The sequence below is a fragment of the Roseicyclus salinarum genome, from assembly GCF_029624655.1.
Lineage (GTDB): Bacteria > Pseudomonadota > Alphaproteobacteria > Rhodobacterales > Rhodobacteraceae > Roseibacterium > Roseibacterium salinarum.
In genome coordinates this window covers 34547-53001 of record NZ_JARRSA010000011.1, presented here as the reverse complement: position 1 = coordinate 53001, position 18455 = coordinate 34547, and the positions used below count along the sequence as shown (strand labels likewise).

The following is an 18455-nucleotide window of genomic DNA, read 5'->3' as shown; positions in this document are numbered from 1 at the left end:
CTGGATCCTTCAGTATGTTGCGCGCCCGCCGGAGAGGTCGAAAACCGAGGCGGTCGTAAAGCTGTTCTCGCGCGACACCAGCCAGGCGATCATCGCTGCGGCCTCGTCAACCTCGAGGAAGCGCGCGCGGGGGATCTTCGACAGCATGTAGGCGATATGCTCCTCGCTCATCTGGGCGAAGATCGGCGTCCGCGCGGCGGCCGGCGTCACGCAATTCACGGCGATGTCGTAGCCGGCGAGTTCCTTGCCCAGCGACTTCGTAAGACCGATCACACCCGCCTTCGACGCCGAATAGGCCGAGGCGTTCGGATTGCCTTCCTTGCCGGCGACCGAGGCGATGTTGACGATGCGACCATAGCCCTGCGCGATCATCGACGGCACGACCGCGCGATTTACGTGGAATGTTCCGTTCAGGTTGACCTCGATGACGTCGCGCCAGTCCTTCAGCGCATAATCGGCCAGCGGCGCGTTCGGCCCGGCGATCCCGGCTGAATTGACCACGATCGACACCGGGCCGAGTGCGGCTTCGGTCTCGGCGTGTGCGGCAACCACGTTCTCGGGATCGGTGATGTCGACCTGCACGGTCCTGACGTCCCCGCCAAGCTGTCTGCGCGCGTTCTCCAGGCCGTCGGCGCTTCGGTCCCAGAGGCTGACGGTCGCTCCGGACGCGAGCAGGCGCTCGGCGATCGCATAGCCGATCCCCTGTGCGGCGCCGGTAACGACCGCACGTTGGCCCTCGAGATCGATCACGTTCATCTTGCCTCCCCTAATCCGGCGCAGCAGTAAGTCGACCGGAAGGGCGAACCATCTTGCAGCGCCTGTAACACTAATATAATAGTTTTCAGACTGGCCCGAAAGCTGCAAGAGAGAAAATGAGCCGGGCAGGTGATCACCGGATTGCCGCGCAATGGTGCGGGAGGGAGGCGTATCATGGCGACGCGATTGCCACCGACGAGCGATGAGGATCCGTTCGCGAAGTTCCTGGCCGAGCAAAAGATCGAGCGTGGGCGGCCGCTGCGGGATCAGGCCTACGCCCTCCTGCGCGAGGCCATCGTGTCCGGCCGACTGCAACCGCTCGCCCCCGTCAACGAGGTCGATATCGCCATGCGCCTCGGGACGTCCCGCACGCCCGTGCGCGAGGCGGTGAAACAGATCAGCGACGAGGGGCTGGTGGAGGTCTTCGCGCAGAACGGCACCTTCGTCGCCGGGATCAGCCGGCGGCAGGTGGAACAGGCCTATCTGATCCGAATCGCGCTTGAACGCGAAAGCGTCCGGCGCGCCGCCCGGTCGATCACGGAGGAGCAGATCGAGGGGCTCGAGGATTGCGTCGCGGCGCAGGAACTCGCCATCAGTCGGTCCCGGTTCGACACCGCCATCCGGCAGGACGACGCCTTTCACCGCGGCATTGCCGAGGTGAACCGGCTCGACATGATCTGGAAGGTCATCGATATCTCCAAGGCGCAGATGGACCGCTGTCGCATGCTGTCGCTGCCGTCCCCCGGCGCAGGCCTCCAGACGATCGACCAGCACCGCGCGATCATAGCGGCGCTGCGGCGTCACGATGCCGAGGCGGCCGACGCGGCCATGCGCGACCATCTGGAGACGTCAATGTCGAACACCTTCGCCTATCTCGACGCCCGGGACGCCGAGGTCGACCCGTGACCGACCGGCCGGGGCGGGACCTCCCGCCACTCGGTCTCGGCGCGGCGGCGTTCGGCGGGCTCTACTCGGCGGTGTCCGTCGAGGACGCGCTGGCCACGCTCGGGGCCGCGGTGGAGGCGGGGATCGGCTATTTCGACGTCGCCCCGATGTATGGCCTTGGCCGGGCGGAGCATCTTGTCGGCCACTACCTGCGCGAGCTGGCGCCCAAGGGCACGACGGTGCGTCTCAGCACCAAGGTTGGACGGTTGCTGGCGCGGTCCCGGCCGGGACGCGAGCTGCCGCCCGAGCCGCCACGCAACCCGTTCGACACCGGCTGGCGCAACGGGCTGAAGTTCCGCGAGATCTTCGACTACAGCTACGACGGCATCCTGCGCAGCTTCGACGACAGCCAGCAACGTTTGGGCCTGCCGGAAATCGACCTGCTCTTCGTCCACGATATCGGGCGGCTGACCCATGGCGACCGGCACGACCTCCATTGGCGCGACCTGACCACGGGCGGCTTCCGCGCGTTGACCGAGTTGCGCGATGCCGGACTGATCCGGGGCTTCGGCCTCGGGGTGAACGAGACCGCCGTGGCGAAGGACGCGATGCAGGAGGCCGATCTCGACTGCTGCCTCATCGCCGGGCGATATTCGCTCCTCGACCGGCAGGCGGAGCCCTTGATTGCGATGGCCCAAGCCCGCGGCGTCGGCATCGTGATCGGCGGCGTTTTCAATTCCGGCATCCTGGCGGGCGGCCCGGCGAAGTTCGACTATGTCGACGCTCCGCCCGATATCCGCGCGCGCGTCTCCGAGATGTCTCGGCTTTGCGCCGAATTCGGGGTGCCGCTCGGGGCTGCGGCCGTGCAATTCCCGCGCCGCAATCCGGGCGTGACCTCGGTTCTCGTCGGCGCCCGCACGGCGCGCGACGTTGCAGAGGCCTCTGGCTGGTCCGGAATGACCATCCCGGAGGAGCTGTGGCCGCTGCTCGAAGCCGTCTAGCTTCCGGCTCGGGCCGTCTACATCGTCGCGCCGAGCGACCAGGGGACGAATTCGTAATCGCCATAGCCCAGAAGCTCGGACTTCGTTCGCGCCCCGGATGCCGTGGCGACGATATGCTCGAAGATCTCCGCGCCCTTGTCGTGCAGGGACACGCCGTCCAGCACGTCGCCGCAGTTGATGTCCATGTCGTCGGCCATCGATGCGAACAGCGGGCTGTTTGAGGCAAGCTTGAGCGAAGGTGTGGGTTTGCCGCCGAAGGCCGATCCGCGGCCGGTCGTGAAGCACATCACATTCGCCCCGCCGGCCACCTGGCCCGTCGCCGAAACCGGATCGTAGCCGGGCGTATCCATGAAGACCAGGCCGCGCTCCGTCACCGGATCGGCGTAGTGGTAGACCGCCATCAGCGTGCTCGACCCGCCCTTCGCAGCCGCCCCAAGCGACTTCTCGACGATGCTGGACAGACCGCCCGCCTTGTTGCCGGGCGACGGATTGTTGTTCATCTGCATGTCGTGGCGGCGCGTGTAGTCCTCCCACCAGCGCACCCGCTCGGCCAGCTTTTCCGCGACGTCGGGCGAGGCGGCCCGTGCCATCAGGAGATGCTCGGCGCCGTATATCTCGGGCGTTTCCGACAGGATCGCCGTGCCGCCCGCCGCCACCAGCATGTCGACGGCCACGCCAAGGGCCGGGTTGGCGGTGATCCCCGAATAGCCGTCCGATCCGCCGCATTGCAGGGCAAGCGTCAGCTCGGCCACCGGCGCAGGTCGCCGTTCGATGGCGTTTACGGCCGGCAGCATCTCGCGCACCGCCACCACGCCCTGTTCCACCGTCCGGCGCGTGCCGCCGCTGCCCTGGATCGTCAGCGACCGGAAGATGTCGCTTTCCTCGATGCCATAGGCGTCCATCCAGCGCCGGATCTGGAATACCTCGCAGCCGAGGCCGACCATGAGGACGCCGCCGACATTTGGATTTGTCGCGTAACCCCATTGAGTTCGCCGAAGGACGTCATGTGCTGCACCGTTCACGTCGAGGCCGCAGCCAGTCCCGTGGACGAGCGCGATGACGCCGTCGACATTGGGGAACGCGGACAGGGCGCCCGAGCGCGTGACCTCGTCAGCGATGAAGCGGGCGGCCGAGGCGGCGCAGTTCACCGATGTCAGGATCGCGATGTAGTTGCGCGTGCCGACCCTTCCGTTCGGGCGATGAAAGCCGTCGAAGGACCGGCCCGGCGCGGCTTCGGGATGCCGGATGGATGCGGGCGTCGGATTGGCTGCCATCGCCAGTCGCTCGAAATCCTCGACCCTGAGATTGTGGTCGTGGACCCACTCTCCGGGTGCGACATCCTCTGACGCGAAGCCGATGATCTGGCCGTATTTTCGGAACGGGTCGCCTTTCGCGACACCGCTGACGGCCATCTTGTGACCCCTCGGGATGCGCGCCCGGACCGGGATGCCGAGCACCTCTTCGCCCTCGACCAGGCTTTCGATGGCGACGACCACGTTGTCGGTATCGTCGAGCTTGACGTAGCGCACTGGGCCCCCTCATCCGCCTGGCGTCGGGATTGACGCTTCATGGTCGCTGTCATATTAATATATCAGCTGGCGGCGTCAATGGCGCCATCGCGGCCGAACGGCGCGGAAGGGAAGATCATGCAGCGGATGGGTCACGTCCTGGCGTTGAAGCCCGGCACGGTCGAACACTACAAGGAGCTTCACGCAGAGGTATGGGACGAGGTTCTCGCGACCATCACCTCCGCCAATATCAGGAATTACAGCATCTTCCTGCGCGAACCCGAGAATCTGCTGTTCGCCTACTGGGAATATGTCGGGAACGATTTCGCAGCCGACATGGAGGCATTGAGCCGCGTTCCGGCCATGCAGGAGTGGTGGACGATCTGCGAGCCGCTGCAGCAGCCGCTCGACACGCGTGCCGATGGTGAGTGGTGGGCGCCGATGGAACCGGTGTTTCTTCACCTCTGATCCGTCGCGTCCGCCATTCGATGCACACCCTGAGACGCACTCTACGGAAGCCGACGGGGGCAAGCCGGACTTGCCACCCATGCTGAGCCGGGCGGCGAACGGGGACAAAGGCCTGGCGCTCCTGGCGCTTTCCTTCGAGGATCTTTACGGGCAGTTGCCCGACGCATCGCCCCGATCCCGTATCGCACGATAAGTCTGGCATCATGGATGCCATCGTGCGCGCGCGGCTTATGTGGTCGCCGGGAAATACTGGCATGGGGCGAGGAGTTGAACATGCGTTTCCGGACGGCCATCGCGCTGATAACGCTGCTGTCGGCCACGGGGCTGACCTACGAGATCGCCGCCGGCCGCGTCCTCGCGCCCTTCTTCGGGACGTCGCTTCTGACCTGGACGGCGGTGATCGCCACCGTTCTGGCTGGCTTCGCGCTCGGGAACGCGCTTGGTGGGTTCATCGCCGAGCGCGAGAGGCGGACGGCCCTGCGGAACGTGCGCGCGGCACTTGTCGTCACGGTAGTGCTGGCGGCCCTGTCCCCAACCGTCCTCGGGCTTGTCTATTCGTGGGGCGCGCGCGGCACGGGCGGCATGCTTCTGGCCGTGTTCCTCGCCTTCTTCCCGGCCTCCGTGCTGATCAGCGCGCCATCGCCGCTGCTCGCGACGCTTGCCGTGGAAGCGCGTCCGGGCCGCGAAGGCTCCTCGCTGGGCATGGTCCTCGCGGCGGGGTCGGTCGGCGCGATCCTGGGCGCGATCCTCGCCGGTTTCGTCGCACTGCCGCTGGCCGGATCCGCCGCCACCTTTGCCGCATGCGCGGCGCTGGTCCTGCTGTGCGTGCCGTTCGTGCGCGACGGCGACGGGAGCGGTCCGGGCAACGGGGACGCCGGCGGCGGGTCCCTTGCGCCGCTTCTGCCGGTCGCCTTCTTCGTGGTTGGCAGCGCGGCGCTCGGACCTGTCTGCCGCTACGAGTCCGGTCTCTCCTGCATCGACGTGGGCCGAAGCGGGGACGCGGTCCATCTTTATTCCGACAGGACCAGTCAGGCCGCCGAGCGCGTGATGGCAAACGACGCCCCGGCGGAGGCGGCGGAGAGGCTGGTTCTGCCCTATGCGGCGTGGATCTGGGCGCGCATGGATGAGGATCTCGGCCCCGCGCCGAGCGTGCTCTTCATCGGCGGGGGCGGCTACACCCTGCCGACACAGCTTCTGTCGTCGCGGCCCGGTGCCACCGCCATTGCCGTGGAGATCGATCCCTTGATCACGGAGGTGGTGGAGCGGCACCTGCCATGGGCCGGCCAGATGATCGGGAGGGCGGGCTACGACGCCTCCGCGGAGGGGCCGCAGCCGGGCCGTCTCGGCATCGTCCACGAGGATGGCCGGGTCTATCTTAACGAGACCGGCCTGCGGTTCGACGCGGTCGTCATGGACGCCTTCTCGTCGGCGTCGGTGCCCGCCCACCTCGTGACGCTCGAGACCTTCCGGCAGGTGCAACGGATTGCGGATGGACCGGTCTACGTCAACCTGATCGACCGGCCGGACGGTCCGCTGGCGCGCGGGACCCATGCGATCCTCACAAGCCTCTATTCGCATGTCCTTTCGGTTCGCGGCCCGCTCAGCGATCTCGGGACCGGAAACGTCGTGATCGCCGCATCCTCCCGACCGCTGGACCCCTTGCCGACGCTGCCCGGCGACTACGAGTGGGCGCAGATCCCGCCGGGCCGCGCGTTCACCGACGATCGCGGTTGGGTTGGGTATCGGTGATCTGGATGCCGGTGCCGCCTGTCGGAAACGATGTTCCGGAACGGAAGGCGCATTGACGCGATTTGCATATATGGGATATTTCCCAAATATGAATCACCCCCTCTCCACCACCCCGCGTCTGGCCGAGCACATGCGCGCACTTCGCGAAGCGCGCGGTCTCACACTCGCCGCCGTCGCGGAGCGAAGCGGCGTCAGCAAAGCCACGCTTTCGCGCATCGAGAACGCAGACACGAGCCCGACCGCGGAGACGCTCGGGCGCCTTGCCGCCGTCTATGCCTTGCCGATTTCGCGACTGCTCGCCCCGCTGGAGCAGGATTATCAGCCTGTCGTGAAACGGGATCAGCAGCTTGTTTGGAGGGACGAGCGGAATGCCTTCGTCCGACGAAGCGTTTCGCCGTCGAACGGTCAACTCTCGCTGGAGCTGATCGAGTGTGATCTGGGCCCGGAGCAGACGATCCGATACGCGGCCCCGGCCGTGCCCGGCCAGGAACATCACCTTTACCTGTTGTCCGGCAAGCTCGAGGTGACCGCCGAGGGGCAATCCCATGCCCTCTCGCCGGGCGATTGCCTCAGGTATGTCCTGTTCGGGGAGACCGTGTTCAGGACAGGCCGATCCCCCTGCAAATACGTGATAGCGCTGCGATGAACACGCCGATCTTCGAAATCATCCAGATGGATCGGGACACGCTGGAGCGCTACGCGGACGATCTGTGTCACGTGTTGACCGAAACGGTCGCGGACGGCGCAGCGGTGAGCTTCCTGGCGCCATTGGGACGTGCCGACGCAGAGCGGTTCTGGTCAAGGGATGTCAAGGCGGCCCTCGGGAACGGGGCCCGGCTCCTTTTCGGAGCGATCGTGGAAGGCAAGATCGTCGGGACCGTGCAACTGGTGGTCGCCATGCCGCCCAATCAACCTCACAGGGCCGAGATCTCGAAGATGATCGTGCATCCCGACCATCGTCGACGCGGGATTGGCAAGGGGCTGCTGCGGTGCGCGTTCTAAGCCGCACGATCCGCCGGGAAGACGCTCGTCACCCTGGACACGCGCACTGGCGATGTTTCCGAAAGGCTCTATGCCGCGGTCGGGTTTGAACGGGCAGGGGTCATCCCCGACTTCGCACTCGATCCGGACGGCCGGTCGCTGCACGCAACGACCTACATGTACAAGCGGCTGTAGGTCATCCACGCAACGTTCGTCATTCCTGCGATCCTCGCCGTTCTGGGGGGCATGCTCGTGGCCCCGGGGGCAGTACGCCGGCCGCTGGAATTGCGGTGACGCTGAAGTTACGACGTGCCGCGCAAGGAGAAAGAACGATGCTCTTTTTCGGAAAGACCCTTTCGGTATGGCACTACGTGGTCGCAGGCAGTCTCGCCGTGGTCGTCCCCATGGCGTTGGCGTGGGTTCTTTCCATGACTGTCGCATCGGGATGCTACGACAGTCTTTGCCTCTTGCCGCTGCTGATGCTGCTGGTGCCGCCCTGTGCCGCGCCGGTGCTTGCGGTTCTGTTCGCAATCAACCGCCGGGTTGGAAGACCCGTCCCGGACGGCTGGCTTCCTGTCGTCATGATTTCAGGCGTCGCGACGCAAGTCACGCTTTCCGCGTGCGCCCTCGCCACGGCTTCACCCGAATTCAGGGACATCTACTTCTCGGACTTGCTGTCCGTCCCGCAGGGGTTCTTCGTGGGCATTACGATCGGGACGGTCTTCTGGGTTTCGCTTCATGCCGTCGGTCGGAAAAGCACGCACGCATAGGCGCTGATCGAGGTGCGCCCGTCCGTCGCCGCCCGGTAGACGTCCCGGGGCGCCGCGCTGGAAGATGGCCTGCGCCGGGGCGCCACGGGGTCCGCGCCGTCCGATCACCGCGTCCGGGCAAGCTCCCGATCCGCTCGAACCGGACGCCAGGCGAGAAGACCAATCCAGAGCGGAGCGAGACCTTCGCAGCTTGCAAGGAAGACGTGGTGCGGTTTCGGAGGCCCCCCCGCCGACGACGAAAAGGGCCGTGACGACAATCGCGAGCGTGTTGGCGGCCCGCCAGAAGCTCGAACCGGTCGAGACGCGGATTGACAAGCCTGTCCAGGACGTCAAGGCCTGCCGACGGACCCGTCGCTTCCGCCACTGTCAGCCCGGCGACCTGCTCGAATACGAGACCGAAGGGGGCGGGCAGGGCTGACATTGCGCGCGGGCCCCGCCTGTTCGGTGGGTGGTGCTGGCCCCTGTCAAACCCGACGCCGGAAATCCACGGTGGCCTCGTGCGCTTCCACGGCCTAGGATCCGGCGGCAAACGGTGTGCCGGACCATCTGGCCGCAGCCTCCGGGTACGCCCCCGTGCCGGGCGTGCGCAGGGCGGGTGCCGCGCGGGGCTTTGGTGACGATGTCATGAATGATCGGAGCATAACGCGCGCTTGGGTCGAAGAGCGCCTCGATACGCTCTACCCGACCCATGTCGCGGCTCTCGTGCCACTCCTGAGCGAGCTCCGGGCGCTTTTCGACGGCGATCTCGAGGCGATGCTCATCCTGGCGACGACGTCCATCGCGACGGAGGCCGATGGGTGGCATGGCACGCTCTTCGATGCCAAGCCGCTGAACGCCGTGCACAAGCCGACGAACGCGCAGTCCATCGCGAACGTCACGGGAATTCCCCGAGAGACGGTGCGCAGGAAGCTGCGGTGGCTTGAGGAGAAGGGATGGGCGAAACGCGACGCGTGCGGAAACTGGTATCCTTCGGACACGGCGGCCAGGGACCTCAAGGCAGGATCCGCGGCGACGGTCACTTACCTTCGGACGATCCTGAACGCGGCGGCCAAGGCGTCCTGAGCGTGCCTGAGCCCGCGCCGCATACACGGATGTCGCGCCTGGGATCTTCGCGGTTCTCGTAGAACCGGATGCCGGTCGTCATGTCCGCCACCTGCCGAACGGCCGCGCAAGGCCGGGCAGCCTAGAAGTTTATGACGATATTCACGAAACCACCCGTCCATGTGGGTGCGCTGCCGCCGGTCACGTCCTCGATGCCCGAACCGGGGAAGGACACCGCGACGCCTGCGGTCAGGAACGTGTTGCGGTTGATCGCGCGATTCCACTCCACGAACACGTCATCGGCGAGGTGCGCGTCTGTGACGCCCGCCACCACGTTGCCCGACGTGTCCACGCGCGAGGCCTGGCCGAACTGGATCGGGCTGTTGAGCTCGTTGGCCCGGATATGGGCGTAGCGCACTGTCAGGGTGTCGCGCTGGCTGGGCTGCATGCGCAGGGCCAGCGAATGTGCATTCACGTTGGAGTTGATGAAGGTCGAGGCCGATTTGCTCCCGGTCGCCCAGGAGTTCGGATTGCCTTCGTAGTAGAGCGGATCGAACCGCTCCAGCGCCGAGGTGTCGGGATCGTCGCCGGAGAAGGTCTGGAAGGTGTAGCTCAGCGTCGGCGTCCATGCCGCGTCGGAGAAGGCGTAGATCGCCTGCACTCGGCCGGCCCACGCGTCGAGGTCGATCTCGTCGTTCCACTGTTGCGCGTAGTCGGCGGTGAAGGTCCAGTTCTGCAGCGTCCCCGCAAACGGGTTGGTGCGCGCATAGAGGCTTATGGCGCTGGTGCCGTCCCGCCCGCCATCGATGATCTCGACAGGCGGGATCCCCGTCAGCGCCCGGACATAGGGCGTGTCGGAGTTCAGCACGGTCACGAAGGTCGCGCCCAGATACCCGCCCCGCGGGTCGTCGTAGCGCAGGTCGAGACCGGCAAGTTCGTTGTTTCCGTCCGTCGAGGGCAATTCGTTGGGGTCGAGGTAGAACGCGGTCCCCGTGATGCCGGCGCCGGAGACTTCGGCGATGGCCGCCATCTCCCATGCGCGGCGCGGACCGAATTTCAGCGCGCCGCGTTCGAACCCGCTGGAGGCCCCGTTGGCGACGAGCATCCCCGTTCCCAGCCGCAACTCGCGCGCCCCGAGCGAGATGTCCCACGACAGTCCGCCATCCGTCCCGGCGCGCAGGCCCGCAAAGGATTCCTCGAGCGTCACGGCACCGGTGTTGCCTTCATCGAACGCGTCGATGCCCGCGGTGTACGAGGCGACCGCCGAAAGCCGCCCGTAAAGGGTCGCCCCCCAGTCGAGGCTGTATTCGAAGCTGACCCCGGGCTTGACGTAGAACTCCATCCATTCCGGGCTCGCGTCGAACCCGGGTGCGGACAGCGCCCCGAGATCCCAAAACAGGTTCTGCTCCGCGCCGGCATAGGCCCCGGCCTGAAGATGCCAGCGCAGGGTCAGGCCGTCATGGCTGTAGAAGACCGTCTGATCCGACTGCTGCGCAGATGCCATGGTGGCAGCAAGAGGAACCGACAGAAGCAACGCCCCCAGTCGTCCTATCGCTGCGTGTCGTGCGGATGACGGTCTTTCCTCCGCGCGCGTGGCGGATGCCTTCTCGTGCCCATCGGCAGACATCGTACCGAACGAAATCATGACACCCCTAACGTCGCCTGGTCCAGCACGAGGCCGAGGTCCGCGACCTTGCCTGAGCCTCGAGCAGTATTGGCGGGTCCCGAAGCCTGGCAAGCACCAAGGTGCCCATTTTGGGCGGGGCGCCAAGGCCAATGCACAAAGGCTTTTGCGCGCGATCCGGGGTCGTGCAGGCGCCCTCCCGAGGCGCGTGGAGCCTGCGGTTCGGTCCACGAGATCTTGCGCGGTCCACCAAGCGAGATAAGCTTTCTCCGCGTCTGTGCCGATGCGACGCGCCCCAGTGGTTTATCAGCGGGAAACACGAATGGAAAAACACGTATACGGATGCGCTTGCTGCAGCGGTTATTTCGGCGAGTTTCTCCAAGGCAATCAGGGCGTTCAGAAACTCAAGGCGAAAGCGAGCCAGGGCTGGTCATGCAATTGGGGCGTGGACTGGACCAGCCTGGGGCGGCGTGATTTCCTGAAGGGCAGCGCCGTGGCCGCGGGCCTCGCGGCCCTGCCCGCCGGCGGGGCGAGGGCCCAGGCCGAGACGACGACCGCCTTTGTCGGCGGAACGGTCCTGACCGTGGACGCGGAGTTCTCCGAGGCCGAAGCCATCGCGATCCGCGGCGAGCGGATCATCGCGGTCGGCAGCACGGCCGAGGTTCTGGAAGCCGCGGGCGCCGACGCGACGATCGTCGACCTCGAGGGCAAGACCGTCCTGCCGGGGTTCATCGACGCCCACACCCATGTCGTCGCCGGGTCGATCGTCGATTCCCTGATGGACTACGTCGGCATGGCCCGCTTCCAGACCGCCGAGCAGGTGCTGGACCACATCGCCCGGCGCGCGCGCGAGACGCCCGCGGGCGAGTGGCTGGCCTTCCGAAACTACGACCCCGCGGTTCAGGACGGACCGCCCGCGCTGACCTTCGCCGAGCTCGACGCCGTCAGCACCGATCATCCGATCCTCATCATGAACGCGTCCGGCCACATCGCCTATGCCAACAGCACGGCCTTCGCGGTCGCCGATATCCCGGAGGACATCCCGAACCCGCCCGGCGGAGAATACGAACGTGACGCCGAGGGCCGTCTGACCGGCGTGATGAAGAACAACGTGGCCTTCACGCCTGTCGCCTCGCGCAACCCGGCCATGGCAACTGTCGATCCGATCACGGGCCTGATCTCGCTTCTGCGGAAATGGAACCGGTTCGGCCTGACCACCGTGTCGGAACTCAGCCTCGGCAGCCTCTCGCAATCGCCAGCGGACGTGGACGTCATGGTCGCGGCCGAGCAGACTGGCCAACTGACCGCGCGCGTGCGCGCCTATCCCTTCTACACCGTCGGGACGGAGGCCTGGGACGCGGCCGGCGTTGCGCCCGGCGACGGCACGGCGATCACGCGGATCGCGGGCTACAAGCTGGTCGCGGACGGGTCGAACCAGGGCTACACCGGCCTGCAGCGCGAACCCTACCTCGACTCCGACAGCCGCGGCCTCGCCTACATGTCGCGCGAGGAGCTGACGGCGACGGCCATCGACCGCGCAAGCAAGGGCTGGCAGCTGGCGATCCACGGCAACGGCGACGCGGCGATCGACAACATCCTCGACGCCTGCGACGCGATGCGCGACGCGGGCATCGACATGACCCGGGTGCGCGTCCGGATCGAGCATTGCTCGATCCTGCACGACGATCAGATCGAACGGATGCGGGACCTCAACGTCTCGGCGAGTTTCCTGATCGGCCACGTCCACTACTGGGGCATCGCCATGCGCGACCACGTCTTCGGCGAAGAGAAGGCCCAGCTGCTCGACCGCTGCAAGAGCGTCGAGGACGCGGGCGTGGGGTTCACGCTGCATTCCGATTTCATGGTGACGGATCCGGTTCCGCTCCACATGATCGAAATGGCGGTGACGCGCCGCACCTGGAAGGAGCCGGATTACGTCCTGGCCCCGCAGGAACGGATCTCGGTCGAATCCGCGATCCGCGCCGTCACCTCGGAGGCGGCGTGGCAGCTGTTCTCCGAACACGAGATCGGCACCCTCGAGCCGGGCAAGTTCGCCGACATGGTCATCCTCGACGCCGACCCGAGGTCGGCGGCGCCGGACGAGATCAAGGCGATCACGGTGCTGGAGACGTGGATGAACGGAACCCGGGTCTACGCCGCCTGAGGCGGACCTGACGAGCGGGCGGCACCCGCCCCTCGCGATCCGCCGGTGCGGTCAAACCGCCCGCGCCCGCGCGCGGCGGCCTAGCATCATCGCCTCGAACCGCTCGCGCTCGGCGGCCATGCGCTCCGCGTCGCGCGCGGCCAGAATCTCCTTCGCCATGGCGCATTCCGCCGTCTTGAGGCTGCGGAACCGGTCCTGCATCTCGCCCTCGAGCGCCGCGGCCTCCCGTTCGAGGCCGCGTCTTGCGGCATCGCAGCGGTCGATCTCGGCGCGGATCGCGCTGATGAAGGCGCCGACATAGGGGGCCGTTTCGGCCGAGGTCACGTCGGTTTCCGTGGCGATGCGGTCCGCGAGCGCCTTCGCCTCAGCCCGTTTCGCCGCGATCTCGCCGATCAGGCTTGCGTGTCTGCGCGCGATCGTCCTGAAGCCGCTCCGCTCCAGCCGCGACAGAAGCTCGAGGGTCGCGATCCGCCGCTCATTCATCGGAAGCGCTGTCGCCGTCCGCCCCGAGTGCCGCGATCGCCTGCCTGATGCGTGCGATCTGCTCGGGGTCGAAAGGCGAGGCGGAGGGGGGCGGCGTGACGATCGCCTGAGCCGCGTCCTCGGTGTCCTCGGGCGATTGGGCCCCGGCCGATTGCGTGCCGGCCGCCACGACAAGGAGGGCCGCAAACAGGGAGGCGGATCGCGTCATGCCGCGGCAAGCTCCTTCTGGGCCGATTCGACCTGGTAGAAGTTGGGCTGCATGTGCGTGGGGATGTTCCCGCGGCCGATCTCGATGCAGATGTTGGGCGGATGCTCGGCCACCATGGCCACGAAGACGTCCCGGATGATCGCGTAGAAGGCCGAATCCTCGTCCTCGATCTGCTTCAGGCGGCCCGAGATCGGCGCGACCATGCAATAGGCGAGGAAGACGCCGAGAAACGTCCCGACAAGCGCGCCGCCGATCATCTTGCCGAGAACCTCGGGCGGCTCGTCCACCGACGACATCGTCTTGATGACGCCGAGCACCGCCGCGACGATGCCGATCGCGGGAAGCCCGTCGGCCATCGTCTGGATGGCCTTCGACGCCGCCAGGGTCTCGTGATGATGCTTGCGGAGCTTGCGGTTCATCACCTCTTCGGTCTGGAACTTGTCGTCGAACTGCATCGACAGCATCCGGAAGCTGTCCGTGATCAGGTCTATCGCGAAATGGTCCGCAAGAATGCGGGGGTAGCGCTTGAAGATCTCGCTGTCCCTGGGGTTCTCGATATGCGGATCGAGCTCGAGCATACCCTTGTTCTTGAACAGGCGCGTCAGCTCGAACAGGAGCTTGAGAAGGTCGGAGTAGTCCTCGCGTTTCCATTTCGGGCCTTTCAGCACCTTCATGACCCCGCGCACCGAGTCCTTGATGACCGTCATGGAGTTCGCGATCAGGAATGCCCCGATCGACCCCCCGCCGATCATCATGCCCTCGAAGGGCAGGGCATGGAGCACGATGTCCATCTTGCCCCCCGACAGCATGAAGCCGCCAAAGACCAGTCCGAAGACGACGAGGAGTCCGACAATGAGAAACACGCTCTTGATCTCCAAGCATGAATTGATCTATCAATTCTTGACTATACAAGGATAGTTTGGTTGCCTCAAGTTGAATATTTGTCCGCTGAAGAATGGAGGCTGCGCATGGACCCCAAGGGCACGCTGGTCTACCTGCCTGACGCCGAGACGGTGGCCGGGCTGCATCCTGACTGGCCTTCGGACATGTGCGCGGCGCTGTGCCTCGGCGCCGACGGCGACTGCGATGTGGTCGTGTTCCACGCCGACGAAAGCGACCGGGCGTTGAGGACGGTGGCGCGCCTGACCGGACGCGACCGGGCGGGCTTCGTCGTCTTCCCGCATCGCGACGACGCGCCGGTGCGCAGGCTTTCCTTCGCGGAGGAGCAGGCGTTGTGCGGCGTGCTCGCGGACGCGCCCGACCTGGTCGAACTGGCTGCCGATTACCTGCTGAACTACCGCTATGCGCTGGAAACCGGTGCGCCGGTGCGCGAGGCCGACCGCCAGGCGGACGGCGTCGCGGACGCGGCGTCCGTCAGTCCCGATGCGCCCGAGGTCCTGCTGCGGCGTCCGCGTCCTGCCGCGACCCTTGCCGCGGATGCGCGGCCTCCGTCCTTGTCGCGCCGCCGCCGCCACGATCTCTTCGTGCGCATCTTTCCGGGTGCCGATACCTTCCGGCTGACGGTTCACGATGGCGAACCGCCGCTGCGCGTGGGCGATGCGCTGCAGGTCGAACGTGTCGACACGTTGGCAGAGCGCGGTCAGGTTCGCCTGCTCGCCCCGGGCCTCGCGCACCGCGCCGCGCTGCCGGGTGATTCGTTCGTGGTGCCGCGTTCGACGCTTCCCGAGGAGGTCGTGGAGCGCTGGGTAAGCGGCGATGGACATGCAACGTTGAGATCACGAGCGGGATTGTGCCTTATTCTTGAAGAATATCTCGTCCCGTCACGGCCGCCCCGCATCGCCCGCGTGGCCGCGACAGCGTCATCCTTCGTAAGGTCTTGTAAAAAAATGAGAGATCCAAATTCTTTGGTACGCTAGGCATCCCTCTGGCGCGTGTCGAGTTGGGCGTCAGGCGGTCTCTTTCGAGGCAATTTCGTGTCATGTGGCCCGCTGTCAGGCAACAATACTCTGTCAGCAGTTGTTTTTCTCCAAGTATAGCTTATAAGTTACTTCGGAGTTCAAGAACTGATGCCACTGTTTTTCGGGCTCACGACGAGCGTTGGTGTTCGCGGTGTTCTGCAAAACTTCGGTCGCTTCGGTGGTTGCGATCTTTCGGAAGGAAAGGTGAGGCGATGAGTGACGAGGAGAACAACAAGGAGATGCTCGTCCAGATCGTGTCGGCATATGCCGCACGACCCGATGCTGGCGTCGAGGATATCGCGGCCCTCGCGAAGAAGCTTGCGGAAGTCTTCAAGGTCAACGACGGCCCCGCGGGGACGGATGCCGGCCGGGCGCAGCCCTCGTCGGCCACATCCGTTCTTCCCGCAGCGAGCACGCCGGTCGTCGCACCTGACAAGGCCGTGACCAGCGACAAGGTCTACTGCATGTGCTGCGGCAAGGGCTTCAAGATGCTCAAGCGCCACATCGGCGCGGAACACGGCCTGACCGAGGCGCAGTACCGCGCGCGGTTCGGGTTGTCGGACGACTTCCCTCTCGTGGCGCCGAACTACTCGGAGATGAAGGCCAGGTACGCCAAGAAGGCGGGCCTTGGAAAATACAGCCGACAGGCGGCTGACGCGGTCGAGTAAAGGGCGCGGCCGCAAGGGCGGGCGAAGGCCCGTCCGGCGCGCCTTTCCGCCGTCTTCTTTAGCCGGGACGAAACCTAGCACGACAATCTCTTGAGTGCAGTGATGTCCCGTGCCGAAAGAAGGGGTGCGCCGATGCCGCAACAACCCGTCATCATCAAACGGATGGATGAAGAAGAGCATGACGCCCACCACGGCGGTGCATGGAAGGTCGCGTATGCGGACTTCATGACCGCCATGATGGCCTTCTTCCTTCTGTTGTGGATCCTCGCGGCCTCGGACGAGGAGAAGCTCAGGGGGCTCGCCGATTACTTCACGCCCAGCCTTTCGGAGGCCGGCGGCCGGGGGCAGGGTCTTTTCGACGGCCAGGTCCTTGCCGCCACGGGTGTTCTGTCGGGCACTGACGGCCCCCAGAGCGCCGAGCGCCTGCCGAGCTTCGGGCAGGAGAACCCGCTCGCGGTTTTCGACAGTCGCCTTCGCGACGAGGCGGAGTTCACCCACACGCAGGATGGCGAGAATGCGGAAGGCGGGGCCATCTCGACCGAGGGGCGCGAGGCGTTTCCGGGCGGATCCGCCGAACCCTCGGACGCCGCGCCCTCGGACGCCTCCGATCCCCCCGCGACATCCACCGCGGCGCAGATGGCCCGGGACGAGGAGATCAGGCGCGAGCGCCTTCGGGAACTGGAGGCGCAGATCGTGGCTGCGGTCGCGTCCGACCCAGAACTCGCCGGCCTGCAACGACATCTCCGCTTCGAGCTGTCGCCCGAGGGCCTCGAGGTGCAGATGGTGGACAGCGAGGGGCGGTCGATGTTCGATCTCGGCAGCGCCGAGCTTCGCGGACGCGCGCAGGAGCTGATCGCCGTCGTGGGCCGGGCCATCGCCCCGGTCGACAAGCCCGTGGCGGTCTCAGGTCACACCGATTCCATTCCTTTCGGCAATGGAGCCGCCTACACCAACTGGGAGCTTTCGACGGACAGGGCGCACGCCACCCGGCGCGAGCTGATCGCGCAGGGCGTGGCCGCCTCCCGTTTCCAGAGGATCACCGGCCTCGCCGATACCGTGCCGCTGGATGCCGATCGTGAGGACGGCCCGCAGAATCGGCGGATCGGGGTCCTTTTGGTGTATCCGACCAGCGTCCTGGCGGATTGAGCGCCCTCGAACGGGGAAATGCCTAAAATTTGAGCATTCCGGACGTTGCGCCGTCGCAACTTCCGAAAGATCGGGCCCCGCGTCCGGTTCGCCGTTGCCTCATTTTGACCAGAAATCCGGCGCCGCGACCAGGCGGGATTCAGGCTATTGTCTCTCATCGGGTATCGGTAACAGCCGTCTTTCGGCGCAATTGCCCGGTTTCTGGCAATTTCTTGTCAAACACTGGGCGAAGCCTGTGTTGTTCCTCGGGAATATTCTTGCGATTCTTGCGTGGGGCAAAAAATAAAAAGTTGCATAGTCCTGCGGACCGGTGGATTAGATGAAGCAACGCCATGTATCGTAAGGCGAGAACGATGCCCTTCAGAAACGACGTGTTATCAGTGCTTTGGTCTGGCAAGGGAACGGCTGTTTCCGAAGACGAGGCGGGTGTTTTCGGTATGTTGTTCCGGGCGTTCTTTCCGGCCCGTTCGATCCTTGTCGGCGTCGCCGATGGAGCGCTCGGCGAAAGGGTGCTGCTCGACGATACGGAGGTGATGCCGTCGCTTTCGCTCGGCGACGTCCTCGCCGAGGAACTCAACATCATAGTGCCCTACGGGACGCCGATCGTCTTCGTGCCGCGTGCCGCCCTGCATGAAGGCGCCCCGCGCGAGTTGCGGGGGGAGACGCTGGGGCGGATCTACGCGCAGGTCATCCAGGAGGCCGTGAGCACCGGCAGTTTCCCGATGCAGCGCGAGCTGCAGATCATCCTTTGTCTCTGCATGTCTGCCGTCGCGACCGCGGCGCGTCTGGACGCGCGGACCGGCCGCATCTCGTGCGCAAGCTTCGAACGGGCGCTCGCGTCGTCGATCGACCGGCTTCTCTGCGGCCGATCGAGCGGGCGTGCCGATCTCACGATTGAAGCGCTGCGCGATCTCTACTGCGCCGAGTGCCCGGCGGAACTCGGGCCGCCGATCATCGCGTTCTTCCCCATGAGCTTCGAGCACTGGTTGTCGGCGGTGTCGCCGAAGGTCGATCAGAAGGCGTCGACGGTGATGAACCCGGATCGCGCGCCCAAGCTCCGATCCTCGGAAATTTAACATGCATT

General features: G+C 65.9%; 20 protein-coding genes. 14 read left to right on the top strand and 6 right to left on the bottom strand.

The annotated features are described in order from the left end of the window. Positions 1–9: 9 nt before the first annotated feature. On the bottom strand, positions 10–756 hold the full coding sequence (locus P6F26_RS09490) for an SDR family NAD(P)-dependent oxidoreductase (RefSeq protein WP_278028445.1): 747 nt from the start codon (positions 754–756) through the stop codon (positions 10–12). Positions 757–930: 174 nt separating this feature from the next. Here P6F26_RS09490 and P6F26_RS09485 point away from each other — a divergent pair, with 174 nt between their 5' ends. Further along, positions 931–1662 (top strand): GntR family transcriptional regulator, encoded by a 732-nt coding sequence (locus tag P6F26_RS09485; RefSeq protein WP_278028444.1) that lies wholly within the window; start codon positions 931–933, stop codon positions 1660–1662. After that, a complete protein-coding gene (locus P6F26_RS09480; RefSeq protein WP_278028443.1) occupies positions 1659–2642 on the top strand; it encodes an aldo/keto reductase in 984 nt (327 codons plus the stop codon). The genes P6F26_RS09485 and P6F26_RS09480 overlap by 4 nt, the downstream gene beginning before the upstream one ends. A 17-nt stretch (positions 2643–2659) precedes the next feature. Here P6F26_RS09480 and P6F26_RS09475 read toward each other — a convergent pair whose 3' ends face one another. Continuing rightward, on the bottom strand, positions 2660–4171 hold the full coding sequence (locus P6F26_RS09475; protein WP_278028442.1) for a UxaA family hydrolase: 1512 nt from the start codon (positions 4169–4171) through the stop codon (positions 2660–2662). 39 nt (positions 4172–4210) lie between these two features. Here P6F26_RS09475 and P6F26_RS09470 point away from each other — a divergent pair, with 39 nt between their 5' ends. From P6F26_RS09470 to P6F26_RS09440, 7 genes are all read left to right on the top strand, one after another. After that, positions 4211–4618 carry an L-rhamnose mutarotase gene (locus tag P6F26_RS09470; protein WP_278028441.1) on the top strand — a complete coding sequence of 136 codons (408 nt, stop codon included), beginning with the start codon at positions 4211–4213 and terminating at the stop codon, positions 4616–4618. Between the two features lie 273 nt (positions 4619–4891). Further along, positions 4892–6367: a fused MFS/spermidine synthase gene (locus tag P6F26_RS09465; RefSeq protein ID WP_278028440.1), complete on the top strand. Its 1476-nt coding sequence runs from the start codon at positions 4892–4894 to the stop codon at positions 6365–6367. Positions 6368–6455: 88 nt separating this feature from the next. After that, entirely contained in the window at positions 6456–7013 is a 558-nt protein-coding gene (locus P6F26_RS09460) for a helix-turn-helix transcriptional regulator (RefSeq protein ID WP_278028439.1), read from the top strand. Beyond that, positions 7010–7369, top strand: a complete 360-nt coding sequence (locus P6F26_RS09455) for a GNAT family N-acetyltransferase (protein ID WP_278028438.1) — start codon at positions 7010–7012, stop codon at positions 7367–7369. Before P6F26_RS09460 ends, P6F26_RS09455 begins: the two co-directional genes overlap by 4 nt. Positions 7370–7680: 311 nt before the next feature. Next, a complete protein-coding gene (locus P6F26_RS09450) occupies positions 7681–8118 on the top strand; it encodes a hypothetical protein (protein WP_278028437.1) in 438 nt (145 codons plus the stop codon). Positions 8119–8365: 247 nt separating this feature from the next. Then, positions 8366–8536, top strand: coding sequence for a hypothetical protein (locus P6F26_RS09445; RefSeq protein ID WP_278028436.1), 171 nt, complete (start codon positions 8366–8368; stop codon positions 8534–8536). Between the two features lie 206 nt (positions 8537–8742). Then, positions 8743–9180: a hypothetical protein gene (locus P6F26_RS09440; protein ID WP_278028435.1), complete on the top strand. Its 438-nt coding sequence runs from the start codon at positions 8743–8745 to the stop codon at positions 9178–9180. Positions 9181–9301: 121 nt separating this feature from the next. Here P6F26_RS09440 and P6F26_RS09435 read toward each other — a convergent pair whose 3' ends face one another. Beyond that, positions 9302–10663 carry an alginate export family protein gene (locus P6F26_RS09435; RefSeq protein WP_278028434.1) on the bottom strand — a complete coding sequence of 454 codons (1362 nt, stop codon included), beginning with the start codon at positions 10661–10663 and terminating at the stop codon, positions 9302–9304. 565 nt (positions 10664–11228) lie between these two features. Here P6F26_RS09435 and P6F26_RS09430 point away from each other — a divergent pair. Further along, a complete protein-coding gene (locus tag P6F26_RS09430; RefSeq protein WP_278028433.1) occupies positions 11229–12947 on the top strand; it encodes an amidohydrolase in 1719 nt (572 codons plus the stop codon). 51 nt (positions 12948–12998) lie between these two features. Here the strand turns inward: P6F26_RS09430 and P6F26_RS09425 are convergent, their stop codons facing one another. The 3 genes from P6F26_RS09425 to motA are packed head-to-tail and all read right to left on the bottom strand — an operon-like array spanning position 12999 to position 14501. After that, positions 12999–13430, bottom strand: coding sequence for a hypothetical protein (locus tag P6F26_RS09425; RefSeq protein WP_278028432.1), 432 nt, complete (start codon positions 13428–13430; stop codon positions 12999–13001). Beyond that, a complete protein-coding gene (locus P6F26_RS09420; protein ID WP_278028431.1) occupies positions 13423–13638 on the bottom strand; it encodes a hypothetical protein in 216 nt (71 codons plus the stop codon). Before P6F26_RS09420 ends, P6F26_RS09425 begins: the two co-directional genes overlap by 8 nt. Further along, positions 13635–14501 carry a flagellar motor stator protein MotA gene (gene motA / locus P6F26_RS09415; RefSeq protein ID WP_278028430.1) on the bottom strand — a complete coding sequence of 289 codons (867 nt, stop codon included), beginning with the start codon at positions 14499–14501 and terminating at the stop codon, positions 13635–13637. Before motA ends, P6F26_RS09420 begins: the two co-directional genes overlap by 4 nt. Positions 14502–14606: 105 nt before the next feature. On the opposite strand from motA, the gene P6F26_RS09410 reads away from it, so the two are divergent. From P6F26_RS09410 to P6F26_RS09395, 4 genes are all read left to right on the top strand, one after another. Beyond that, positions 14607–15515 (top strand): hypothetical protein, encoded by a 909-nt coding sequence (locus P6F26_RS09410; protein ID WP_278028429.1) that lies wholly within the window; start codon positions 14607–14609, stop codon positions 15513–15515. 254 nt (positions 15516–15769) lie between these two features. Continuing rightward, a complete protein-coding gene (locus P6F26_RS09405) occupies positions 15770–16225 on the top strand; it encodes a Ros/MucR family transcriptional regulator (RefSeq protein WP_278028428.1) in 456 nt (151 codons plus the stop codon). Between the two features lie 132 nt (positions 16226–16357). Next, positions 16358–17371 (top strand): flagellar motor protein MotB, encoded by a 1014-nt coding sequence (locus tag P6F26_RS09400; RefSeq protein WP_278028427.1) that lies wholly within the window; start codon positions 16358–16360, stop codon positions 17369–17371. A gap of 353 nt (positions 17372–17724) precedes the next feature. Further along, entirely contained in the window at positions 17725–18447 is a 723-nt protein-coding gene (locus P6F26_RS09395; protein ID WP_278028426.1) for a hypothetical protein, read from the top strand. Positions 18448–18455: the final 8 nt, after the last annotated feature.